The following is a 22,203-nucleotide window of genomic DNA, read 5'->3' on the forward strand; positions in this document are numbered from 1 at the left end:
AGGGCTCCAATGGCTGAGCAGCTAGAATTTGCGAAAGGGAAAGCCCCAACACCCACGACAAATTACGAAGCAGACGATATTCAAGTCCTAGAAGGGCTTGTTGCTGTTCGTAAAAGACCAGGGATGTATATTGGCAGTACCAGTTCTTCAGGTCTTCATCATCTGATCTGGGAAATCGTAGATAATGCAGTCGATGAGCATCTGGCAAAGCATTGTTCCAGAATTAATGTCACGATACATAAAGATCAATCGGTTACTGTACAAGATAATGGCCGCGGGATTCCGACAGGTATGCATAAGACAGGAGTTCCAACGCCGCAAGTCGTATTTACCATCCTCCACGCAGGCGGTAAATTTGGCGGTTCAGGCTATAAGAAATCTGGAGGCTTGCATGGTGTTGGTGCTTCTGTAACTAACGCGCTTTCAGAGTGGCTGGAAGTAGAAATTAACCGTGATGGCAAAGTACATAAAATGCGCTTTGAATATTGGGTTGATGATAAAGGCATCGAGCATGTTGGTGAACCGGTTACAGGACTTGAAGTTATCGGCAACACGAATCGCACAGGAACGAAAGTAACCTTTAAACCAGATAAACGCGTCTTCCAAGGCGGAACGACGATCAATTACGATACGTTAGCTGAGCGTTTGCAGGAAATTGCCTTCCTGAACTCAGGTCTTCAAGTAAATCTGAAAGACGAACGCACAGATAAAGTGGATTCGTTTCAGTATGAAGGCGGTGCGAGCCAGTTCGTTGCTTTCCTGAACGAAGAGAAGACGGTGCTGCATCCTGTCATTCATTTTGCCTCGGAGAAGGACGAAATTGAAGTTGAAGTCGCTCTGCAATACAATGACGGCTATACGGAGACGATTGCTTCCTTCGTTAACTCGATCCCTACCCGCGGCGGTGGAACCCATGAGACGGGTTTTAAGACAGCCTACACACGTGTAATGAATGAATATGCCCGTAAAGGGGGCATTCTCAAGGAAAAGGATAAAAACCTCGATGGGACGGATCTCAGAGAAGGTATGATGGTCGTCATCAATATCAAAATGGGCGATGTTGAATTCGTAGGTCAAACCAAGGATCAACTCGGAAGTGCTATTGCACGAAGTGCGGTTGACGCCGTTGTATCCGATAAAATGACGGTTTTCCTGGAAGAAAATCCTCAGATCGCGCAAATGATGCTGAAGAAGGCTGTACAAGCATCAAGAGCGAGAGAAGCCGCGCGTAAAGCACGTGAAGAGATTCGCAGCGGCAAGAAAGGGAAGAGCGAGAGCTCGAACCTGAATGGGAAGCTTACACCTGCGCAATCGAAGGATTTACAACGCAATGAGCTATTCATCGTAGAGGGTGACTCTGCTGGTGGATCGGCGAAGCAAGGGCGTGATTCCAAGCATCAAGCGATATTGCCGCTCAAAGGCAAGCCGATGAATCCGGAGAAAGCGAAGTTGCTTGATATTCTGAAAAATGAAGAATATAAAGCCATTATCGCTGCGATCGGAGCTGGTGTAGGTTCTGAGTTTGAAGCGGAAGAGACGAATTACGGCAAAATTATTCTTATGACAGATGCCGATACGGATGGCGCACACATCCAAGTGCTTCTACTGACCTTCTTCTATCGTTACATGAAACCATTGATTGATGCGGGCAAAGTGTATATTGCACAGCCTCCTTTGTATAAAGTGACGAGAAAAGGTAAAAATGGTGGTCATAAATATGCTTGGACGGACGATCAACTACAGGTTGTGGTCAAAGAGCTTGGTAAAAATACGGAGCTCCAGCGCTATAAAGGATTAGGCGAGATGAATCCGGATCAACTGTGGGAAACGACAATGAATCCGGAAAGCCGAACGCTGCTCCAAGTACAGATCGAAGATGCGGCCAAAGCAGAACGACGTGTGACAACATTGATGGGTGATAAAGTAGATCCACGTAAGAGATGGATTATCGAAAACGTTGATTTTACCGAATATGTTGAGTAGAAAACAAAGAGTGGTGACGAGAAAGTGAGCATTTTAGAAGAGTTTTTACCAGCCTTTCTGGAGGAGATCGTAGGTGATCGCTTCGGTCGGTATTCCAAATATATTATTCAAGATCGCGCGATTCCTGACGTAAGAGACGGCTTGAAGCCTGTTCAACGACGTGTCTTGTATGCGATGTATGATTCTGGCAATACGCCGGATAAGCCATATCGGAAATCAGCTAAGACCGTAGGGGATGTTATGGGTAACTATCATCCACATGGTGATTCGTCGATTTATGATGGTATGGTTCGTATGGCACAGCCTTGGAAAATGGGTCATACGCTCGTCGATGGACATGGGAACTGGGGTTCCTTAGACGATGATCCACCTGCTGCTATGCGTTACACAGAAGCACGGTTGTCAGAAATCGCAATGGAACTACTGCGCGATATTGAGAAGCGTACGGTCATGTTCAAAGATAACTTCGATAATTCAACCAAAGAACCGGTTGTATTACCAGCTCGTTATCCAAATTTGCTCGTTAACGGGGTAAGCGGGATATCTGCAGGCTTTGCTACGGAAATTCCGCCACATAATTTACGTGAAATTATTGATGCTTGTACGGCGATGATCGATAAACCAGACGTTACGCTTGATGAATTAATGGCAATTGTCAAAGGCCCGGATTTCCCAACTTCAGGTATTATCATGGGAGAAGAAGGCATTCGAGAGGCTTATCGGACGGGTAAAGGCCGAATTTATATTCGTTCCAAGACGGCGATTGAAGAAATGCGCGGCGGCCGACAACAAATTGTCATTACGGAAATCCCTTATCAAGTGGTAAAATCTCGATTAGTTACGGCGATGGAGAACATCCGTCTGGAGAAAAAAATCGAAGGAATCGCAGAAGTACGCGATGAAAGCGGCCGGAATGGGCTTCGTATCGTGATCGAGCTCAAAAAGGAAGCGGATGCACAAGGGATTTTGGCCTATTTGCTGAAAAAAACGGATTTGCAAGTTACCTATAACTTCAACATGGTTGCGATTGTGAATAAGGCGCCTCGTCAGCTTGGTATCCGCGAGATTCTGGAAGCTTATATTGAGCACCAGAAAGAGGTTGTCACGTTCCGTTCCCAATATGAGTTGGAGAAAGCGGAAGATCGGGCACATGTCCTTGAAGGGCTTGTGAAAGCACTGAACATTTTGGATGAGGTCATTGCCACGATTAAAGCATCGAAAAATCGGCAGGATGCCCAAAATAATCTCGTAGAGAAGTTTCATTTTTCGGAACGACAAGCTGATGCCATCCTCGTCCTGCAATTATACCGTTTAACGAATTTGGAAATAACAACGTTGGAGAAGGAATTGAAGGATGTTGAGAAAACAATTTCGTACTTGCGGGGAATTCTCGGCAGCTTGAAGAAGCTTCTAGGCGTTATTAAAGATGAGATGGGCGAGATTCGCAAGAAATATGGTATCGATCGCCGCTCAGAGATTCAGGGAGAAGTTGAAGAACTGAAAGTTAATCTAGAAGTTCTTGTAACAGCGGAAGATGTGCTTGTCACTTTGTCCAATGAAGGCTACTTGAAGCGTACTAGCAAGTTATCCTTCACACGTTCGGGTGGGGAGCTTGAAAATACAGGCATGAAGGAAGGCGATTACCTTCGTTTCTTGCTGGATGTCAATACGATCGAGAGCTTGTTGATCTTCACGAAGAAGGGGCAATACTATTTACTGCCTGTCCATCAAATTCCAGAGTACAAGTGGAAAGAGAACGGCACAGCGATCGTGAATGTGATTCCGATTGCGAAGGAAGATCGTATCGTGAATGTGATCCCAGTAAAAGGATTCGACGATCCGACGAAGTCACTCGTATTCGTGACTCGCAAAGGTCAAGTCAAACGTACTGAACTGAAAGAGTACATGACGAACCGCTCCAATGCGATCGTAGCGTGTAAGCTTGGCGAACAGGATGAAGTGCTGCATGTTCATATGAGTGACAATACGAAGGAAATTCTTCTCGTCACGAAGCAAGGCATGAGCATTCGATTCCGTGAGGAAGAAGTAAACCCGATGGGCCGCGCGGCCGCAGGTGTTCGCGGCATCCAGCTCAAGGAAGACGATGAAGTCGTGTCTGCTGAGTGGATCTATGGGGATGAAGGGGAAGTACTGGTGATCTCGGACCTCGGGTATGCGAAGCGATCTCTCGTTGTAGATTATCCAATTCAAGGTCGCGGCGGGAAGGGGATTATTACCTTCGAGTTCAAGGAAGGTAAGCGTGTCAGACCTAACGGTTCAGCCTTAATCCGGACATTTATTGTGAAAATGGATTATTTAATTACTGCTGTAATGAGCAATGGTGAGAAACTGCGATTCTCAACGGAAACAGCACCGTTAGAAGATCGCAAAGCCCAAGGCAAATTACTGATTCCGGTGACGAAAACAGAATCGATTGTTGAGATTTTGCGCTTTCCTCAATCGTAACTAATCGTTGGAGGATCCAGTCTTTCAATTAATGCAAAAGCTAACTCTAATAAGACCCACAGAGGCATCGGTTCATCTAATCGATCCAGCCATTGTGGGTCTTTTAGCATGCCGGTTTCCAGCGCTTTTTTGCCAAGCTCCACTTTCCAAGCTTCCAATCTAATCACTCCTTGAAAGTAAGTTAACAGCCTTGCAGGTCAAGTTTCTCCGAAAGTAAAGGGACTCGTTGTTATTACAAGGATGCATGACACCTTAGATTAGTGTATGTAAGTAATGGGCAACTTGTTAAAAGAAGTCGATTCGCTTGTCATTCCGCGCAAGACCAGACAAACTTTGTGAAGGCTCGACAACAGGTATCAGCAAACCTCAGCAAGTCTATGAAACTCGCAATTTTTGTAAGAAAATATTAATGGCATTAATCTTTCAAGTAGAGAAAAGGCATGCTATACTTGCTGTAAATAGGTGAAATGGAAGCGAGTTGATGAGGATGTATTCCGATGAATTCGGAAAGTTATGGCTCAAATTATCGAAGGAATTGAAAGGTCATATGGAGGAAGGTTTAGCCCCTACGATTACAGAAGGACAGCTGAATGTACTTGAATTACTCCTAGTCCATGAACGTATGAAGCCTTCGGATTTGATCGAGTACTTATCTACGACACCTGCTGCCGTCACAACCTTATTAGACCGGATGGAAAAAGCGGAGTTGATTACTCGCGTACGAGACGAGAAGGATCGCCGAATAGTCTGGATTCACGTCACGGATAAAGGAAAAGCGGAATGCGAGAGAGGTCGTGGAATCCGTGAAGAACTGTTGGATTCGTACCTGAATCGCGTTTCCGCTCATAATCAGAAATTGCTTATTTATTTATTGGGCAAAGTTGCAAATTAAAATGGGTTAGTGCACGATTCCCTCATAACTAGGGAATAGTGAATTCGTTCCAAGGCCGCTGCACCGGTGGCAGCGACCGGAAGTGCATCTGCTCTTTGAGCACAGGATGCTCAAAGGCAAGTGCTGTGGCCCACAGCGCGAGCTGTTGGCCTGGTTTGTTGACAGCGCTGCCGTAGCGCTGGTCCCCGTACAGCGTGCAGCCAATGGCAGCCAGCTGCACGCGGATCTGATGCGGCCGCCCGGTGTGCAGCTTGATCTGGATCAAGCTGAGCCCGTCTTGGCTGCCGAGCAGCTTATAGTCCAGCACCGCCTCCTTGGCGTCGGGCTGGACTGCCTTGACCACGCTGACGGTATTCGTCCGCGTATCCTTCCACAGCCAGTGGCGCAGCGTAGCGGCCGGCTGGGAGGGTTTACCATGCACGACAGCGACGTACGTCTTGTCGAGCTGCCTTGTTCGAACCGCGTCCGAAAGTCGGGACGCGGCTTTTGACGTTTTGGCGAAGACCATCACGCCGCCAACGGGACGATCCAAGCGATGGACAAGCCCGAGGTAGACATTACCAGGCTTGTTGTACCGCTCCTTGATGTCCGCCTTCAAGGCGTTCAACAAGTCGAGATCACGAGACTCATCTTCCTGCGTAGGCATGTTGACAGGCTTCTCAACCACGAGAATGTGGTTGTCCTCGAAGAGTATCGGTATTTGCGATGCACCGTAATCATCCTTGAATGCCACCTCTTACGCCTCCCAGCGTCCCAGAATACCGCAAGGGAGCATAAGGCCGGAGTGGGTGATCGGCAGGCCGATTTCACCACTGGAAATCGTTCCGCCATGCTTGTCTTTCATCGCCATGGTCAGAATGTTCTGAAGAACAGTTGCCGAGATGCCAGTCGTATAGGAATTGATTAACAGGAACAACGGATTGTCCGTCAAAATAGATTGGCAAGTCTGGATGAAAGGGAAGAGGTCATCTTCCAATTTCCAGGTTTCACCGTTAGGTCCACGTCCGTAGGAAGGTGGATCCATAATGATCGCATCGTATTTACTGCCGCGGCGCTGTTCTCTCTGTACGAATTTGAAAACATCATCCGTAATGAAACGAACGGGTCTGGAGCCCATTCCGCTTAGATGCAAATTCTCCTTCGCCCATTGAACGACCCCTTTAGAAGCATCCACATGGCACACTTCCGCACCAGCATGCGCACAGGCAAGAGTTGCCCCGCCAGTGTAAGCGAAGAGGTTAAGCACTTTAATAGGGCGTCCAGCACCCTTAATCTTGTCCATCATCCATTTCCAATTGACCGCTTGCTCAGGAAAGAGACCCGTATGTTTAAAGCTAGTTGGCTTAATATAAAAGGTCAGCTTCTGATCATACGTAATTGTCCAACGCTCTGGGAGCTCTGCATGCTGCTGCCACTGGCCGCCGCCGCTGGAGCTGCGATGGTAATGCGCATCAGCTTGGCGCCAAGCTGGCGTTTCTTTTTGTAGAGGCCAAATAATTTGCGGGTCGGGTCTGCGAAGCACAATCGTACCCCAGCGTTCAAGCTTTTCGCCGCCGCCAGTATCGAGTAGTTCATAATCGACCCAATCTTTTGCATAAAACATGTTGTAATCCATCCTTCAACTTGATTTCTCGACTAAACTCTCATTGTACACCATTTATTGACCTAAATCGATCTTTTCAATCAAACCAGGCAGTTCTTTCTCGGCAAATTGTTGATATTGTGCTTGCTCAAGAGAAGCACGTAGTGCATCTTTCACCGCAGCAAGGGGTTTAACAGAGCGAGAATCAACTTTAATCACATGGTAGCCAAATTCGGTTTCAACAGGATCGCCAATCGTTCCAACCGTTTGTGAGATCGCTGCGTTTTTGAAGCCTTCAACCCATTGGCTCACATCGGCATCAGCGTAAAGACCGCCAGCATCCTTTGAACCTGGATCATCAGAGTATTGCTTAGCAAGCGCTGCGAAGTCTCCGCCATTTTTGAGCTTTTGTTGTACATCCTTGGCAAGAGTAAGAGCTTCTGCTTTCGTTCGAATATTTTTACCATCTTGGTCTGTAAGTCCGATCAAAATATGACGTACGGAAGCGATAGTATACGCATCTTTATTCGCAGCTAGTGTTGCATCGTACTGTGCTTTTAATTGCGCGTCTGTAATACTAGATTTGACGAAGTTATTCGCAGTCATACTGCCAACAAGATAATATTGAATGTCACTTTCAGTGGCATTCGCCGTTTGCAGGTCAGCTTTAAATTTATCCTCACCAAATTGTTGCTTCCACACAGCTAATTGTGCAGCAGCGCTTGTCTTCGCAGCAGCTTGATCAGCTTCTGAGGCACGGCTATATAGAATTCGATTGGTCACTAATTCCTTAAGAATACTTGTTTGGTAGTCCACATTATCTTTGGAGGAAGCATGTGCACTATTGAACAAAGCTTTGAGGTTAAAGAACGCATCGAACTCTCCCTTTGTCACAGTACCACCTTTATAGTTTGCAACTACTTGATTCGGATTACTTCCGACCCAGATTGTACTTGTCTCGTCATCCCACGTGACTTTCTTGCCAAGAGAGTCGCTCATAAAACGCAGAGGTACATAGGTATCACCTTCATAAATGAACCCTTTGCCGCCCGTTGGCGTTTTTTCTACGCCGTCAAACATATACGTCAGATTACGGAAAGCTACTTCGATTTGTGTGCCAGCTGCAAAAGCTACAGTTCCACTTAATACAGAACCAATGGTTAATCCTACGATAAGTCCTTTTACTTTGTCTTTCATTATGGGTGATCCACCTTTCGTATCTTGTCCTACCAATAATTCACCAAAGGTTGAGATATTTCCTTTTTTTTATTCACATCGAATTGAAGGAATTCATTACCTGTTTGTTGTATTTGTAGAGATAGAGACGTTTTGCAACTAGCATCTTAGAGTAAGGACATGTTGAAATAGGGGGGATAATGTGGGAGCAAATGTTGGTATACCCAGCTCCGAGGATTTGTTTCTGCTTCATGAAGGATCCCTGTTCCACAGTTATCGTATCTTAGGGGCACATGTTAGCAATGAAAAAGGGCATGAAGGTGTTCGATTCGCCGTATGGGCACCTCATGCAAGAAACGTGTATGTACTTGGAGATTTCAATGATTGGCAATCCGGCGAGCATCACATGGAAAAGATCAGTTCGTTAGGCCTCTGGATGATTTTTATACCAGAAGCGCGTGAAGGTGACTATTACAAGTTCGAAATTCATAGTCAGACGGGGCAGATTATGTTAAAAGCTGACCCATACGCCTTCTATTCTGAGTTAAGGCCCGGTACGGCATCGCGGGTTGTTGATTTGGGTGGGTATGACTGGCAGGATCAAGCATGGCAGCAGCAGAAGAAAGATGTACCAGCGTATAACAAGCCGCTTTCTATTTATGAGGTGCATCTAGGCACTTGGCGTAAAAAGGACCGCCTAAGCGAAGAAATGTATACGTACGAACAATTAACGAGTGAATTAGTGGACTATGCCGTTGACATGGGGTATACGCATATTGAAGTTATGCCACTAGCAGAGCATCCCTTTGATCGATCTTGGGGCTATCAGGCAACTGGATACTTTTCTGTAACAAGTCGCCACGGTGCTCCTAAAGATTTCATGAGATTCGTAGATCGCTGTCATCAAAAGGGAATTGGGGTCATTATGGACTGGGTCCCAGGCCATTTCTGCAAGGACAGTCACGGACTCCGACAGTTTGATGGCAAACCCTTGTATGAATATGAAGACCCTCGCAAAGCAGAGAAGTTGGAGTGGGGAACACTCACCTTCGATTTCGGCAGGCCGGAGGTTCAGAGCTTTTTAATCTCGAATGCCTTATTTTGGATGGATATGTATCATATGGATGGGATTAGGGTGGATGCTGTTGCTTCGATGCTGCATCTTAATTTCGGCAGATGGGATGAGGCGCCAATCCGAAATCAACACGGTGGCGAGGAGAATTTGGAGGCAATCGCGTTCATTCGCAAGCTGAATCAAGTTGTATTCTCCTATTATCCAGACGCTCTGATGATGGCGGAAGACTCGACGGATTGGCCGCTTGTTACGGCTCCTGTGCACGAAGGTGGACTTGGTTTTAACTACAAGTGGAATATGGGCTGGATGAACGATATGTTGAAGTATATGAAGCTGGATCCTATCCACCGAAGGTATAACCACAAGTTGATTACCTTCTCGTTCATGTATGCCTGGAGCGAAAATTATGTACTTCCTTTGTCACATGATGAGGTCGTGCATGGTAAGCGTTCACTGCTGCATAAGATGCCAGGAGACTATTGGCAGAAATTTGCTAATCTGCGTGTTTTATATGGCTATATGTCAGGGCATCCGGGGAAAAAGCTACTCTTCATGGGAAGTGAATTTGGTCAATTCGACGAATGGAAGGATCTCGAAGAGCTGGATTGGTTTCTATTAGACGGATATGAGAATCATGTGCAGATGCATCATTACGTGAAGTCACTCAATCAGTTTTATTTGAAGGAACCAGCCCTTTGGCAGCTGGATCATGATCCAGAAGGCTTTGCATGGATTAATCCCCATGACGAGAGCCAAAGTGTTGTTACTTATATGCGAAAAGGGAAATCGCCGGAGGATGAACTTATTCTTGTGTGTAATTTCACACCCGTTGTTCATCCGGACTATCGGATCGGCGTTCCGAAATTAGGACTGTACGAGGTTGTTTTTAATAGCGACGCTGCAGAGTTTGGCGGTTCAGGTCAAGGCAATACACTGCCAATCACAAGTAAAGCTATTTCCATGCATGGTAGGCCCTACAGTTTATCGCTATGTATTCCGCCGCTTGCGGCTGTCTATATCAAGTGTGTGAGTGAATTCCAATCAGAGATTGATGAAGGTGAAGGGGGAAATCAAATATGCGCAGTAAAGAATGTGTTGCTATGCTCCTCGCTGGAGGAGAAGGGCGAAGATTAGGCGTACTGACGAACAATTTAGCTAAGCCAGCTGTACATTTTGGCGGCAAATATCGCATTATTGATTTTACACTCAGCAATTGTACGAATTCTGGGATTGATACCGTTGGTGTTCTCACACAATATCAGCCTCTCGTTCTTAATTCGTATATTGGCATTGGAAGCTCTTGGGATCTTGACCGCAAGTATGGCGGTGTAACCGTACTGCCACCGTTCATGGAGCAAAAAGGCGGAGATTGGTACAAAGGTACTGCCAACGCGATTTATCGCAACATCGGCTTTATCGAGCAATATGATCCCGAATACGTCTTGGTCATCTCGGGTGACCATATTTATAAAATGGATTACGATCTCATGCTTAACTATCACAAAGAGAAAAATGCGGACGCAACGATCGCCGTTATCGAAGTGAAATGGGAAGAAACAAGCCGCTTCGGCATCATGAGCGTAAATGAGAAGCAAGAGATTACGGAATTTGCTGAAAAGCCGAAGGAAGCAAACTCCAACTTGGCTTCTATGGGGATTTACATTTTTAACTGGAAAGCTTTGAAATCGTATTTGCTTGAAGATGAGGCAAATCCGGAGTCCAGTAAGGATTTTGGGAAAGATATCATTCCGATGATGCTGAAGGATGAAGCGAGAATGTTTGCTTATCCGTTCCAAGGCTATTGGAAAGACGTCGGAACCATTGATAGCTTATGGGAAGCCAATATGGATCTTTTAGATGACAATAATGAACTTAACTTAAATGATAAAGACTGGCGCGTATATTCACAGAATCCGTACCAACCTGCTCAATATGTAGCGCCTACGGCTAATATTAAAAGTTCTTTGGTTAATGAGGGCTGTGCGATTTTTGGAGATGTCGATCATTCTGTTCTCTTTTTCGGAGTTCAAGTGGGTGAAGGCAGCCATATTAAGGATTCCGTCATAATGCCGAATGCCAAAATTGGTAATAATGTAACAATTATCAAAGCCATTATTGGTGAGAATACGGTTGTTGAAGATGGAGCAGTTGTCGATGGTAAAGGTGAAATTGTGCTTATTGGCGGTAACGAACTGGTAACAGGCTACGCTAATCAGAAGGGATGATGTCAGATGAAACACGTGATGGGAGTCATTAATTTAGTCAATGAACCGGATGATTTGGAGGAACTGACTTACTTCCGCTGCCCGGCATCTGTGCCTTTCGGTGGTCGTTATCGGTTAATCGATTTTGCACTTTCCAATATGGTGAATTCCGGGATTGATAATGTGGCTGTTTTCACACAGCACAAATATCGTTCGCTCATGGATCATCTGGGATCTGGTAAAGAATGGGATTTGGATCGTAAGCGTGGCGGACTTTTCGTCCTACCTTCCGTACTGGATGAACCAACGGGGATATCGCGTGGGGATTTATATCAATTCTATAGCCATCGTGACTATTTCTATCGCGGTAAAGAAGAGTTCGTTATTATTTCTCGTAGTCACATGGTGTGCAATCTAGATCTACGCGATGCGGTACGATATCACGAAGATATGCAAGCGGATATCACTGTCATTTATAAGCAAACCGATGAAGAGGTTCATGGGAAATTCCGCCGAATGGCTGTGAAAGACACAGGTCAAGTCACATTGATGGAAGATCATACTGGCCGCTTGCGTACGAACAATATCTCCATGGAAATGTATATCATGAGCAAGGCATTGCTCTTGGATATGGTGGAATCCTGTTTAGCGCAAGGCTATGATCATTTGGTACGTGATGGCATTATGAAAAATATTGATAAGCTGAGTGTCTTTGGCTACAAGTTTGAAGGGCATTTGGGCATTGTGAATTCCATTCAAGGCTACTACAAACACAGTATGCAGCTGCTGAATCCAGCGATTTGGCGTGAACTCTTCTTCCAGAAGAATCTTATTTATACGAAGGTTAAAGATGAACCGCCTGCGAAATATTTCGATTCCGCTGCAACCAAAAATGCGCTTATCGCAAACGGCTGCCAGATCGAAGGGAAAGTGGAGAACAGCATTCTGTTCCGTGGTGTGAAGATTCGCAAGGGCGCCTACGTGAAAAACAGTATCATCCTGCAAAACTGCGAGATTGAGGAAAACGTGATTATTGAGAATGCGATTCTGGATAAGGACGTCTTCATTAGCCGCGGCCGCGTATTAACTGGCGACAATAAAGCACCATTCATTGCAGCGAAAACCAAAGTGATCTAATCGCAAGTTCGTCAGTTAGATCAGGTTCTAGCAAAGTTGGAGGAGTGGCAAGATGAAAATACTGTTCGCGGCTTCGGAGGCCGTTCCTTTTATAAAGACAGGTGGATTAGCGGATGTGATTGGCTCCTTACCAAAGGAACTGACGCGTCAGGGACTTGATGTGCGTGTTGTTCTGCCGAAATACGGTGATATTCCGGCTAAGTTTAGAGATCTGATGACACAAGTGACGTCATTTGATGTGCAGTTGGGTTGGCGCAAGCAATATATCGGAATTGATATGTTGGTGCACGAAGGGGTTACCTTTTATTTCGTCGATAATGAGTTTTATTACAAACGGACTGGTATTTATGGTTTTGGGGATGAGGCGGAGCGATTTGGTTTCTTCTGTCGTGGCGTCATTGAGGCCCTGCCGTACCTGGATTTCCAGCCTGATGTGATTCATTGCCACGACTGGCAAGCCGGTATGATACCTGTCTTGTTGAAGGCTCATTATCAGCATTTGCCATTCTTTAGTGAAATCAAGACGATGACGACCGTCCATAATTTGAAATACCAAGGCGTATTTGGTCAACAGGTGTTCAAGGATTTGTTCGGTTTGTCGGATGACCACTTCTCAGGAACAGCGCTAGAGCTTCATGGTGGCGCTAGCTTCCTAAAGGGTGGACTGTTGTATTCGGATCAGATAACTACGGTTAGTCAGACGTACGCTGAAGAGATTCAAACACCGTATTACGGTGAATTCCTGGACAGCCTGTTGCGTCACCGAAAAGATCAATTAACGGGGATCGTGAACGGGATTGACTACGACGTCTTCGATCCTATGACGGATAAGAATCTGGTTGTGAATTATCGTGATTCTTTACCGAAGAAGACGCAGAATAAACTGGCGCTGCAGGAGCGACTAGGACTTCCTGTGAATGGTGATATCCCGATGATTGTACTGGTAACTCGACTTGTACAACAGAAGGGTCTAGATCTGATTCAGCACGTACTTCGTGAAATCCTAGCCTTGGACATACAGCTTGTTGTTCTTGGAACTGGCGAGCCTGTCTATGAGCAAATGTTTCGGAACGCTGCACTCACGCATCCGACCAAGGTATCGGCGCATATTTATTTTGATGAAGCGTTAGCACACCAGTTCTATGCTGCGTCCGATCTCTTCTTAATGCCGTCACAATTCGAGCCATGTGGCATTGGGCAGCTGATTGCGCTACGCTATCGTTCCGTGCCGATCGTTCGTGAAACAGGCGGTCTGAAGGATACGGTGCAGCCGTATAATGAGTTTACAGGGGAAGGCACAGGCTTCTCCTTCACGCATTATAACGCACACGATATGCTTCACATTATCAGGCGAGCGGTTTTCTTTTATAAGAATGATCGAGACAGTTGGATGAAGATTCAGAACAATATGAAAAAAGGCGACTTTAGCTGGCGAAAATCTGCTCAGCAATATATCACCCTATACACAGAAATGACTTCTAAATAGCAAGAAAGCCTCTTAATTCGAAAGAATTAGGGGCTTTTTTTCGTTATTTAAGAAATTCAGGTATAATAGATGCAGTTCAATAAAGAGAGTTTGGAGTGGTAACCAATGGGCGTGGATTGGATTTCTCATGTATTGACCGTGTTGTTCGTCGTAAATATTCTCTTGGCGCTCACTGTGGTGTTCTTAGAGCGGCGTAATGTGGCTGCTACATGGTCTTGGTTAATGGTGCTGCTATTTATTCCTATTTTAGGCTTTCTTTTGTATGTGATGTTGGGTCAAAACTTGAGCCGCCGAAAGCTGTATAAATGGAATAAACGCATGCTCGAACGCATGCAGACTGTGATTGGAGAACAGCGGCAGCAGTTGATGGAGGGAACGTTTCCCTATAACGATCCAATGGTTATGGATTATCGTTATTTAATTTATTTGAATGTAGCTACGAATGATTCATTCTTGTCACAGGATAACGACGTACATATTTTCACAGATGGGGTAGAGAAGTTTGATGATTTGATTAGCCGAATTGAGGCTGCCGAACACCATATTCATATGCAATATTATATTGTGAAGAATGATACGTTGGGTCAGCGAATTCTGGAAGTGCTCACACGCAAAGCGAAGCAAGGCGTGACCGTTCGTTTTTTATATGATGATATCGGCTCACGTACGTTGAAGGATTCGTTTTTCAAGGACTTTCAACAGGCAGGTGGTCAAAAAGCGGCATTCTTTCCATCACGGATTCCTTTTCTTAATTATCGTGTTAACTATCGAAATCATCGCAAACTCGTGATTATTGACGGGCAGATCGGCTACATTGGCGGATTTAATATTGGCAATGAGTACTTGGGCTTAAATCCGAAATTTGGTTATTGGCGGGATACACATCTTCGATTAACGGGCAGTGTCGTGCGAGCGTTGCAATCACGTTTCGTGCTGGATTGGAATCTCGCATCGGCAGATACATTAGAGGTAGATACAACGTATTTCCCGGAAATTTTGAAGAACGCCGGACAAGGTCAGGTGCCCATGCAAGTTGTCGCAAGTGGTCCGAATGAGACTTGGCCGCATTTTGTGTTTACGTTTCTTAAGCTGATTCATTTGGCCAAAAGCCGAATTTTGTTGCAAACACCTTATTTTATACCTGAAGAAAGTATGTTGAATGCCTTACGAATTGCGGCGCTTTCGGGAATTGATGTAAGGATTATGATACCTGAGAAAGCTGATCATTTATTCGTGCATTGGGCTTCATTGTATTACGTGGGTGAGCTGCTGCGTGCAGGCGTGAAATGTTATTTGTATGATTACGGCTTTCTTCATGCCAAAACAATTATCGTAGACGGCAAAGTAGCCTCAGTCGGTACTGCGAATTTCGATATTCGCAGCTTAAGGCTTAATTTCGAGACGAATGCACTGATGTATCATGAGGAGACAGCAAGGAAGCTGGAAAACACTTTTTGGAAAGACATGGAGGGGTGTATGGAGTTGACGTTGGAGGAATATGAGAAACGGTCGCTGCGTATTCGATTCCTGGAGTCGATTTCAAAGTTAATCTCACCGATTTTATAAGCATACAGAAAGGCCCATGCCATAAGCATGGGCCTTTTTTACATGTGCGCAGCTTCGTTTACCGAAGCTATTAATTCAATACTTTAACCGTTCCGAGTGTATAGCGACCATCGTTTCGTCTTCCATCATTGGCAAATTCCACTTCGGGTTTACCCGTCTGCGGATTAAGTATAGCAGCATTGAGGGTGTAGTTACCTGACGGAAGGTTTGCCGGGATCGGCAACGTGTCAGATACCATGCTAGAGCCAGGAAGCCACTCACGTATATCCAACTTGGTTCGATTGCTTGAAACAATTTCACCTTTAGCATTGGTCAGTGATAGCTCTAATGGCCAACTAAAGTAAAAGGGAGCTACACCTCTATTGATAATGCTAAGTTTAACAAGTAGTGATTTACCAGCACGGATTTCCTTTTCGTGGGACTCCTTGGCGATTACAAACCGATATCCGATTGTCTTGAGAAATCGGTCAATATTCGGTTGAAGTCGACCGCCGAAAGGCTCAAGCGTAGGGGCACTCGGACCAAGCCAGCTTACATGTGTCAGCTTCGCTTGTAATAAGGTTTCCTCAATATGAGCGTCATTAAGATAATTGCCATCTGGCGTAAACTCGCCACCGCTGGGAGCTGATTTCCAAAAATCAGGCATTGCAGGCTGGTCATTCTGAGTTAACCAAGATGTGTAGCCATTCGTAACCCATTTAAGGAAGCCGTCTATCGTTGACTTACGCGAGCCGAAAGCGTCATTAAATAACCCCAGATTATGGTTCAGTGCAATGTCATGCGGTCTGCGCATCATCACTCGTTTGTGATCGAAGTACGTTAAATAATGTTGAACATAGAGATCAGTCACTGCTTCTTGAGGAAATGTGATTGGATTCTTCCCTTCATTCATGGTATGCCACTCACCCCAGTGACCTATGCTGCCTAATTCGATAAAAGCGATGAAAGGATCGTCATTATAACGATTCCCTAACGCTTTGATCAGTCGTTCGTGATTGGCAAGTAGGACTGGGTTCGTATAGTCAGGGCTGAAGCCTTTCCCATAATCAAGATCATACCAATCGCCTTTTTCACCGATTTCTTTAAATAACCAGTCTGGAATATCTTTGTGATTCGTATCTCTCGGATAATCGAGTATGACTCTGAAAATGAGAGAGACACCCTTTGCTTTCCACAAAGCAAATTGGAATTTTTTTTCGATTGCATCGAAGTCATACTTGCCCTTTTCTGGCTCGATGTCAGCCCAAGTCATATTGGCATAGGCTAGTCGAAAGGGTTGCTTCGCTTCGTTGTATTTGGCATCTATGACAAATCCCATAAAAGGATTGTTCAGAACGTGATCTGTTTCTAAGGGATAGTAAGAGATTCGGTTAATAGCTTCTGTTGCGTGAAGCTGTCTATAACCTAATAAGCTTATTATTCCTATAAGAAGAGCCAATGTAATAAGGAAGAGACGTCGTGGCGTATTCATTATAGTTTCCTCCCCGCAGGATTCGTCTTTAAAATCGTAACAGACAAGGGATTGCATTACAATATGGAGTTTGTAAGAATTTGTAGAAAATCACTAACTTAATAGTTCTAAAGAACTATTAAATGCTAAAGTCTTGTAAGATTTTACTATGAAATGGCGAAAAAATGTGCTATAAGTACTATAATGGTAGTTTTAAATCTGTTTCATGGTGTCGAATGGAAAAATAGACAAATCTATCCTGGAGGAAACCGGTATGAAAGTGTTAATTACAGGAGGATATGGATTCATTGGGTCTTTTGTCGCGGAACGCTTTTATAAAGAAGGCTATGAAATATACATCATTGATAATTTATCAACTGGTAATAAGCAGAATATAGATTTTAATCATAAGAGTTATGTATTAGCTGTAGAGGATCGGAAGTGTGAGGAGATCTTTCGCAGCAACCGGTTCGATACTGTCGTTCATCTAGCGGCGCAAGTGAATGTAAAGATCTCAGTTGAAGACCCCATATTAGATTCGAAATCAAATATTCTCGGACTTTCCAATATGTTAACTTTATCCCAAAAATACAACGTAAATAAGTTTATTTTTGCATCCTCGGCTGCTGTTTATGGAAACAATGATGAAATTCCCCTGCCTGAATCCGCTGATTGTGATCCAATTTCTCCTTATGGTATTAATAAATGGCTCGGTGAGACCTATTGCAAGAAATGGAAGGAACTATACGGATTGGATACACTTTGCTTCCGTTTTTCTAACGTTTACGGCCCAAGGCAAGGAAGTGTCGGTGAAGGTGGCGTTATTTCCATATTCATGGAAAGAGTGATGAAGGGCAAAGAACTTGTTGTGTATGGCGATGGCGGCCAAAGCAGAGACTTCATTTTTGTAGAAGATGTGGCAGATGCGATCTATCGCTCGTCTTATTCCACACTAAGTGGTGTCTATAATCTATCTACAAGTACGGAAAATTCAGTGAATGATTTAATTAGTGCGCTTCGAAGCATGCATGGCCCGGTAACCATTGTGAACGCAGAACAACGTCAAAGTGATATTTATCGTTCCAAATTAGACAACAGTCGTATCTCATTTGATTTGGATTGGGTTCACAAATATACCTTTGAGCAAGGGATTGCCAAGACGTATGACTGGTTCCTACAACAGCATTACTTGCAAGAGCAAAAGAGAGTTAAACAATCGAAACCACATCGATTTTCCAAACTAACTCCAATTATACGTACGATGATGCCGTTCGCTGAAAATGTATTTGTTTTTGGAATTACAGCATGGTTTAGTCTACAGCTCAAAGTCAGTTTATCTGATTTTATCGATATTAGAGTTATTTATATTATTTTGCTCGGCATTCTATATGGTAATCGACAATCCATGCTTGCTGTAGGGATGTCAACTGCACTATATATGTATGAGCAACTTAACAATGGTAGAGAATTAATCTCCTTATTCTATGATCCTGACTTTTTCTTTCATCTCGCTGTCTATTTGTTTATTGGGTTAGTTGTTGGATATGCGGTTGAACGGAAAAACACGACACTTGAATCGAAGAAGCAAGAATTCGAAACGCTATCGGAGAAGCATGAATTCTTAACTGAAGTATTTAAGGAGACTCGCCAGGTGAAGGAGGAGCTCCAGCAGCAAATCATGAATAACGGAGACAGTTTTGGAAAGATTTACTCGGTTATCAAAGAGCTGGAAAGTCTGGAGCCAGAGAAAATTTTTACTTCGACGGTTAGTGTTGTAGAATCCCTCATGAAATCACAAGCGGTGACGATCTACACGGTAAATAAATACGGCAGTTACTTGCGTCTATTAGCAAAGTCGAACAGTACGCATTTTGAAGCGGGCAAATCGATAAAGGTGGAAGATTCGCCATATATCCAAACCCTGCTAGAAGAGAAAAAGCTCTTTGTTAACAAAAGCTTGCAGGGAGGCATTCCGTTACTTGCAGCCCCTGTTATTAATCAAGGCAAAGTGGTTGCTGTTATTTCTGTTTATTCAATGAAATTCGAAAACTTTACGTTGTATCACCAAAATCTATATAAAATTATGATTGATCTAATCTCTTCGTCTCTTTCAAGAGCACTTTCGTATGTGGAAGCGACATCTAATCAGAGATATATGGATGGAATGCCAGTTTTGAAACCTGAGGTCTTCGCGGATATACTAGCAAGTAAACAACTTGCCAATGTGAAGCACGGTGTCGAGTATATGTTGCTTACACCTGTCGATACGTTTGATTTTTCAGATGACATGCCGCAGAAGGTTTCCAAATTTTTACGGGAGACGGATTATTTGGGTATGAGTAAAGAAGGTAAGTTAGTCGTGCTACTCTCTAATTCCAGTCAAGAGGAAGCCTCCTTCGTACTAAACCGTTTTGAGCAAAATGGCATTTACATGCGCATGGTCGAAGAGGAGTTTAGCTATGCTTGAGTGGGTGATGCTACTTTACATGGCGCTGTGTACGGTCGTCATCGGATATCGGCATCGACGTGACAAGAGAGAAGCTGTGGTACGGATCGTGCTTGTGGTTGGATTTCCTATTGTTGGATTTATGTTGCCAGCTTTTCGCACGGAGCGTTGGCACCAACGTAGTGACTCTCGCCATGAAAGAGCGAGAAGCGAATTATTCGAAGATATTCTTGTCGAGAAAGCGACACTGACGAATATTGTAAGTAAATTGGAAACCGAAAAGGAAATGAACATTGTTCCCTTAGAGGAAGCGCTACTCGTCAATGATTTATCCACGAGACGCCGAGTTATGATCGATTTGTTGAAGCAAGACTCGTTGGATTACTTGGAAGTTCTGCAGATGGCTGTCAGCAACGAGGACACAGAAACATCGCATTATGCCGTCAGTGCGATCATGGAAGTGAAGCGCAAAATTGTTATTAATTTACAAGAGTTGGCTGTGAAATTCGAGGAGAATAAGCGGGATGCACATGTGCTTCTTGCTTACTCTGAACTATTAAAGTCCTATATGCGCAGTGGATTTCTTGATGAACGGACCAGAATTAAATATAGCTACACCTATTCGAATGTGTTGAAATTGTTGATCGAGGTTGCTCCAGAATCTGCGGAAGCTTATGCCGATAAGATTAAAACAGATCTTGATTTGGAGGAGTTTGCAGAAGCAGAAGAAACCGCGCAAATGTATCTAAAGCAATTTCCACTATACGAGGATGCTTATCTCAGTCTGATTAATGTTTACTATACGATGCGAGCGATCGACAAATTAAAGTTGACATTGATGCAATTAAGACAATCTCCCATCCGTTTATCGAATCAGGCATTAACAGTCGTAAGGTTCTGGTCAGAGGAGAAGGTTGATGAAAAAAGTAGGTCTCAAACGTAATGTTTACATCATTCTAATTGGCATTTTATTATTGGCTGTTGCGGTACAAATTACCAATTCTCAATTTGTTCTGAAGTTCAACCGAAACAGTACGGAAAATGGCATTCTGAAAGGAATGAACGCTTCCGTTGTGCAGGTTCAGACTACTGGCAAGTCATATTGTGTTGTTTATGACAGTACAGACGAATTCAGTAATAAGCTAAAGACGCAAACAGAGTATGTATTGGGTTATTTGAAGAAGCCCCTTCAGGTATTCGATATCAGCACAACAACATTGCAGTTCAATGCATGCCAAGTTGTTATTTCGACGCTTGTTAACATGGCTATGCTAGGGAATCTAGACGAACTAGCGCAGTATGTGAAGCAAGGTGGTTATGTATTTCAAGAAGCGACTCCTATGAAGGGAGATGCATTTTATCGGTTATATCGCAAATTAGGTATTGTGAATGCAGGTGAGGGACGTGAGGTACAAGGCATTCATCTAACCTCCAATGTTCTACTTGGAGAGAACAATTTAGTGATTGACGATCCCTTCATTATTAATTCAGTCATGACAGTTGAGCTCGATCAGAAGAGTAGGGTTTTAGTGAAATCAGCAGGTGGCTTACCTATGCTGTGGGATTATACGTATGGAAAAGGCAAATTCATGGTATTTAACGGGACGATGCTGCAGGAGAAAATAAATCGTGGGCTTCTTGCAGGAGCACTTAGCATGCTGGAACCTATATTCGTTTACCCGATTTTCAATTCCAAGATTATGTATATCGATGACTTTCCAGCTCCAATTGCCACTGAAGTAGATCCGATTATTTATGATGAGTATCAAAAAACGAGGCCTGCCTTTTTTAAAGATATTTGGTGGCCTGATATGCTTGCCGTGGCGAAGAAGAACAATATCAAATATACAGCGGTACTCATTGAATCTTATCAGAATAGGGTAGAGCCTCCATTTGATTCTCCGACAGATAAGGATTCGAAAGGGCTCATCACGTATGGAAGAGAAGTCTTGAAGAGTGGTGGTGAAATCGGCCTGCATGGCTATAATCATCAAGCGTTTACGCAAAGTCAAGAAGTAGCGGATGCGTTTGAGTATACACCATGGGATTCGATAGAGAATATGATCGGTGCTACGAAGGAAGCTGTGGATTTCGCTCAAAAAGCGTTTCCTAGTTATTCGATGGTATCCTATGTTCCTCCATCAAATGTGCTTAGTGTAGAAGGAAGAGAAGCGTTGAAGAAGGGGTGGCCGACACTAGCGGTTATTGCTTCTTTATACCCGGAAGATGGAAGCAATCTTGCCTATGTTCAAGAATATCGCATTGCAGAAGATGGCATCGTAGAGATGCCGAGGGTTACTTCTGGCTATGTTTCAGGTAATTTTGATCGGTGGGTATCTGCGAATACAATCACAACACATGGTATTTTTTCCCATTTCATTCATCCCGATGATGTCTACTCTGAGGATCGTAATCATGGTTTAACTTGGGATAAGATGTATAAAAGCTTCTCGGAGATGCTTGATCGTATTGAACGTACTTATCCTTGGCTTAGGGCGATGACTTCATCGGAGGCTGCGCTAGATATGCAGCGAGAGCAAGCCAGTCAAGTAAACATACGAATAGAAGGAAAGGTGCTTTACGGTAGTATCGCACCTTTTCACAACCGTGCTTTCTTTATTGCTAGAATGGACCATAAAATTGGCAAACTTCATGGCTGTAAAGTTGAAAAAATAGATACGAATACGTATTTAATCACGGCGAATAGTAGTGAATTTGAAATTGAATTGGGTGGATGAAG

The 22,203-nt window shown here is 44.1% G+C and carries 16 protein-coding genes; 11 read left to right on the forward strand and 5 right to left on the reverse strand.

Annotated elements, in window-relative coordinates:
• Positions 1–9: 9 nt before the first annotated feature.
• Positions 10–1,983, forward strand: a complete 1,974-nt coding sequence (parE, locus tag ASG89_RS23855) for a DNA topoisomerase IV subunit B (protein ID WP_057313524.1) — start codon at positions 10–12, stop codon at positions 1,981–1,983.
• Between the two features lie 24 nt (positions 1,984–2,007).
• Positions 2,008–4,449: a DNA gyrase subunit A gene (gene gyrA / locus ASG89_RS23860; protein ID WP_057313525.1), complete on the forward strand. Its 2,442-nt coding sequence runs from the start codon at positions 2,008–2,010 to the stop codon at positions 4,447–4,449.
• Here the strand turns inward: gyrA and ASG89_RS36620 are convergent.
• The gene (locus ASG89_RS36620; RefSeq protein WP_157276781.1) at positions 4,440–4,607 is read right to left on the reverse strand and encodes a hypothetical protein; all 168 of its coding nucleotides are present in this window, start codon (positions 4,605–4,607) and stop codon (positions 4,440–4,442) included. The two genes, gyrA and ASG89_RS36620, sit on opposite strands and share 10 nt — an antisense overlap.
• Before the next feature lie 329 nt (positions 4,608–4,936).
• On the opposite strand from ASG89_RS36620, the gene ASG89_RS23865 reads away from it, so the two are divergent.
• A complete protein-coding gene (locus ASG89_RS23865; protein WP_057313839.1) occupies positions 4,937–5,341 on the forward strand; it encodes a MarR family winged helix-turn-helix transcriptional regulator in 405 nt (134 codons plus the stop codon).
• Between the two features lie 28 nt (positions 5,342–5,369).
• Here ASG89_RS23865 and ASG89_RS23870 read toward each other — a convergent pair whose 3' ends face one another.
• The 3 genes from ASG89_RS23870 to ASG89_RS23880 are packed head-to-tail and all read right to left on the reverse strand — an operon-like array spanning position 5,370 to position 8,120.
• Positions 5,370–6,074 carry an RluA family pseudouridine synthase gene (locus tag ASG89_RS23870; protein WP_057313526.1) on the reverse strand — a complete coding sequence of 235 codons (705 nt, stop codon included), beginning with the start codon at positions 6,072–6,074 and terminating at the stop codon, positions 5,370–5,372.
• Positions 6,075–6,077: 3 nt separating this feature from the next.
• A complete protein-coding gene (locus tag ASG89_RS23875; protein WP_057313527.1) occupies positions 6,078–6,944 on the reverse strand; it encodes a class I SAM-dependent methyltransferase in 867 nt (288 codons plus the stop codon).
• Positions 6,945–6,998: 54 nt separating this feature from the next.
• A complete protein-coding gene (locus ASG89_RS23880; RefSeq protein ID WP_057313528.1) occupies positions 6,999–8,120 on the reverse strand; it encodes a peptidylprolyl isomerase in 1,122 nt (373 codons plus the stop codon).
• Positions 8,121–8,301: 181 nt separating this feature from the next.
• On the opposite strand from ASG89_RS23880, the gene glgB reads away from it, so the two are divergent.
• The 5 genes from glgB (at position 8,302) to cls (ending at position 15,567) form a co-directional block, all read left to right on the forward strand.
• A complete protein-coding gene (glgB, locus tag ASG89_RS23885; RefSeq protein ID WP_063868109.1) occupies positions 8,302–10,308 on the forward strand; it encodes a 1,4-alpha-glucan branching protein GlgB in 2,007 nt (668 codons plus the stop codon).
• Complete coding sequence (locus ASG89_RS23890) at positions 10,251–11,399, forward strand: glucose-1-phosphate adenylyltransferase (RefSeq protein ID WP_057313529.1); 1,149 nt, start codon at positions 10,251–10,253, stop codon at positions 11,397–11,399. Before glgB ends, ASG89_RS23890 begins: the two co-directional genes overlap by 58 nt.
• Positions 11,400–11,405: 6 nt before the next feature.
• Positions 11,406–12,515 carry a glucose-1-phosphate adenylyltransferase subunit GlgD gene (glgD, locus tag ASG89_RS23895; RefSeq protein WP_057313530.1) on the forward strand — a complete coding sequence of 370 codons (1,110 nt, stop codon included), beginning with the start codon at positions 11,406–11,408 and terminating at the stop codon, positions 12,513–12,515.
• Positions 12,516–12,567: 52 nt separating this feature from the next.
• Positions 12,568–14,001, forward strand: a complete 1,434-nt coding sequence (gene glgA / locus ASG89_RS23900) for a glycogen synthase GlgA (RefSeq protein WP_057313531.1) — start codon at positions 12,568–12,570, stop codon at positions 13,999–14,001.
• A 105-nt stretch (positions 14,002–14,106) separates the two neighbouring features.
• Complete coding sequence (gene cls, locus ASG89_RS23905) at positions 14,107–15,567, forward strand: cardiolipin synthase (RefSeq protein WP_057313532.1); 1,461 nt, start codon at positions 14,107–14,109, stop codon at positions 15,565–15,567.
• A gap of 70 nt (positions 15,568–15,637) precedes the next feature.
• Here the strand turns inward: cls and ASG89_RS23910 are convergent, their stop codons facing one another.
• Positions 15,638–17,038 carry a DUF4832 domain-containing protein gene (locus tag ASG89_RS23910; RefSeq protein ID WP_057313533.1) on the reverse strand — a complete coding sequence of 467 codons (1,401 nt, stop codon included), beginning with the start codon at positions 17,036–17,038 and terminating at the stop codon, positions 15,638–15,640.
• 253 nt (positions 17,039–17,291) lie between these two features.
• On the opposite strand from ASG89_RS23910, the gene ASG89_RS23915 reads away from it, so the two are divergent.
• From ASG89_RS23915 to ASG89_RS23925, 3 genes are read left to right on the forward strand one after another with little or no spacing between them, the layout of a single operon-like run.
• Positions 17,292–19,484 carry an NAD-dependent epimerase/dehydratase family protein gene (locus tag ASG89_RS23915; RefSeq protein WP_057313534.1) on the forward strand — a complete coding sequence of 731 codons (2,193 nt, stop codon included), beginning with the start codon at positions 17,292–17,294 and terminating at the stop codon, positions 19,482–19,484.
• A complete protein-coding gene (locus ASG89_RS23920) occupies positions 19,477–20,406 on the forward strand; it encodes a hypothetical protein (protein WP_057313535.1) in 930 nt (309 codons plus the stop codon). Before ASG89_RS23915 ends, ASG89_RS23920 begins: the two co-directional genes overlap by 8 nt.
• On the forward strand, positions 20,381–22,201 hold the full coding sequence (locus ASG89_RS23925; protein ID WP_057313536.1) for a DUF2194 domain-containing protein: 1,821 nt from the start codon (positions 20,381–20,383) through the stop codon (positions 22,199–22,201). Before ASG89_RS23920 ends, ASG89_RS23925 begins: the two co-directional genes overlap by 26 nt.
• Positions 22,202–22,203 lie beyond the last annotated feature (2 nt).

This window comes from Paenibacillus sp. Soil766 (assembly GCF_001428105.1).
Lineage (GTDB): Bacteria > Bacillota > Bacilli > Paenibacillales > NBRC-103111 > Paenibacillus_E.

What these genes read in the sequence shown, in the direction of transcription:
- parE (WP_057313524.1), top strand. Translation starts at nt 10, where the DNA reads ATGGCTGAGCAGCTAGAATTTGCGAAAGGGAAAGCCCCAACACCCACG.
- ASG89_RS23865 (WP_057313839.1), top strand. Translation starts at nt 4,937, where the DNA reads ATGTATTCCGATGAATTCGGAAAGTTATGGCTCAAATTATCGAAGGAA.
- ASG89_RS23875 (WP_057313527.1), bottom strand. Translation starts at nt 6,944, where the DNA reads ATGTTTTATGCAAAAGATTGGGTCGATTATGAACTACTCGATACTGGC.
- ASG89_RS23880 (WP_057313528.1), bottom strand. Translation starts at nt 8,120, where the DNA reads ATGAAAGACAAAGTAAAAGGACTTATCGTAGGATTAACCATTGGTTCT.
- ASG89_RS23890 (WP_057313529.1), top strand. Translation starts at nt 10,251, where the DNA reads ATGCGCAGTAAAGAATGTGTTGCTATGCTCCTCGCTGGAGGAGAAGGG.
- glgD (WP_057313530.1), top strand. Translation starts at nt 11,406, where the DNA reads ATGAAACACGTGATGGGAGTCATTAATTTAGTCAATGAACCGGATGAT.
- glgA (WP_057313531.1), top strand. Translation starts at nt 12,568, where the DNA reads ATGAAAATACTGTTCGCGGCTTCGGAGGCCGTTCCTTTTATAAAGACA.
- cls (WP_057313532.1), top strand. Translation starts at nt 14,107, where the DNA reads ATGGGCGTGGATTGGATTTCTCATGTATTGACCGTGTTGTTCGTCGTA.
- ASG89_RS23910 (WP_057313533.1), bottom strand. Translation starts at nt 17,038, where the DNA reads ATGAATACGCCACGACGTCTCTTCCTTATTACATTGGCTCTTCTTATA.
- ASG89_RS23915 (WP_057313534.1), top strand. Translation starts at nt 17,292, where the DNA reads ATGAAAGTGTTAATTACAGGAGGATATGGATTCATTGGGTCTTTTGTC.
- ASG89_RS23920 (WP_057313535.1), top strand. Translation starts at nt 19,477, where the DNA reads ATGCTTGAGTGGGTGATGCTACTTTACATGGCGCTGTGTACGGTCGTC.
- ASG89_RS23925 (WP_057313536.1), top strand. Translation starts at nt 20,381, where the DNA reads ATGAAAAAAGTAGGTCTCAAACGTAATGTTTACATCATTCTAATTGGC.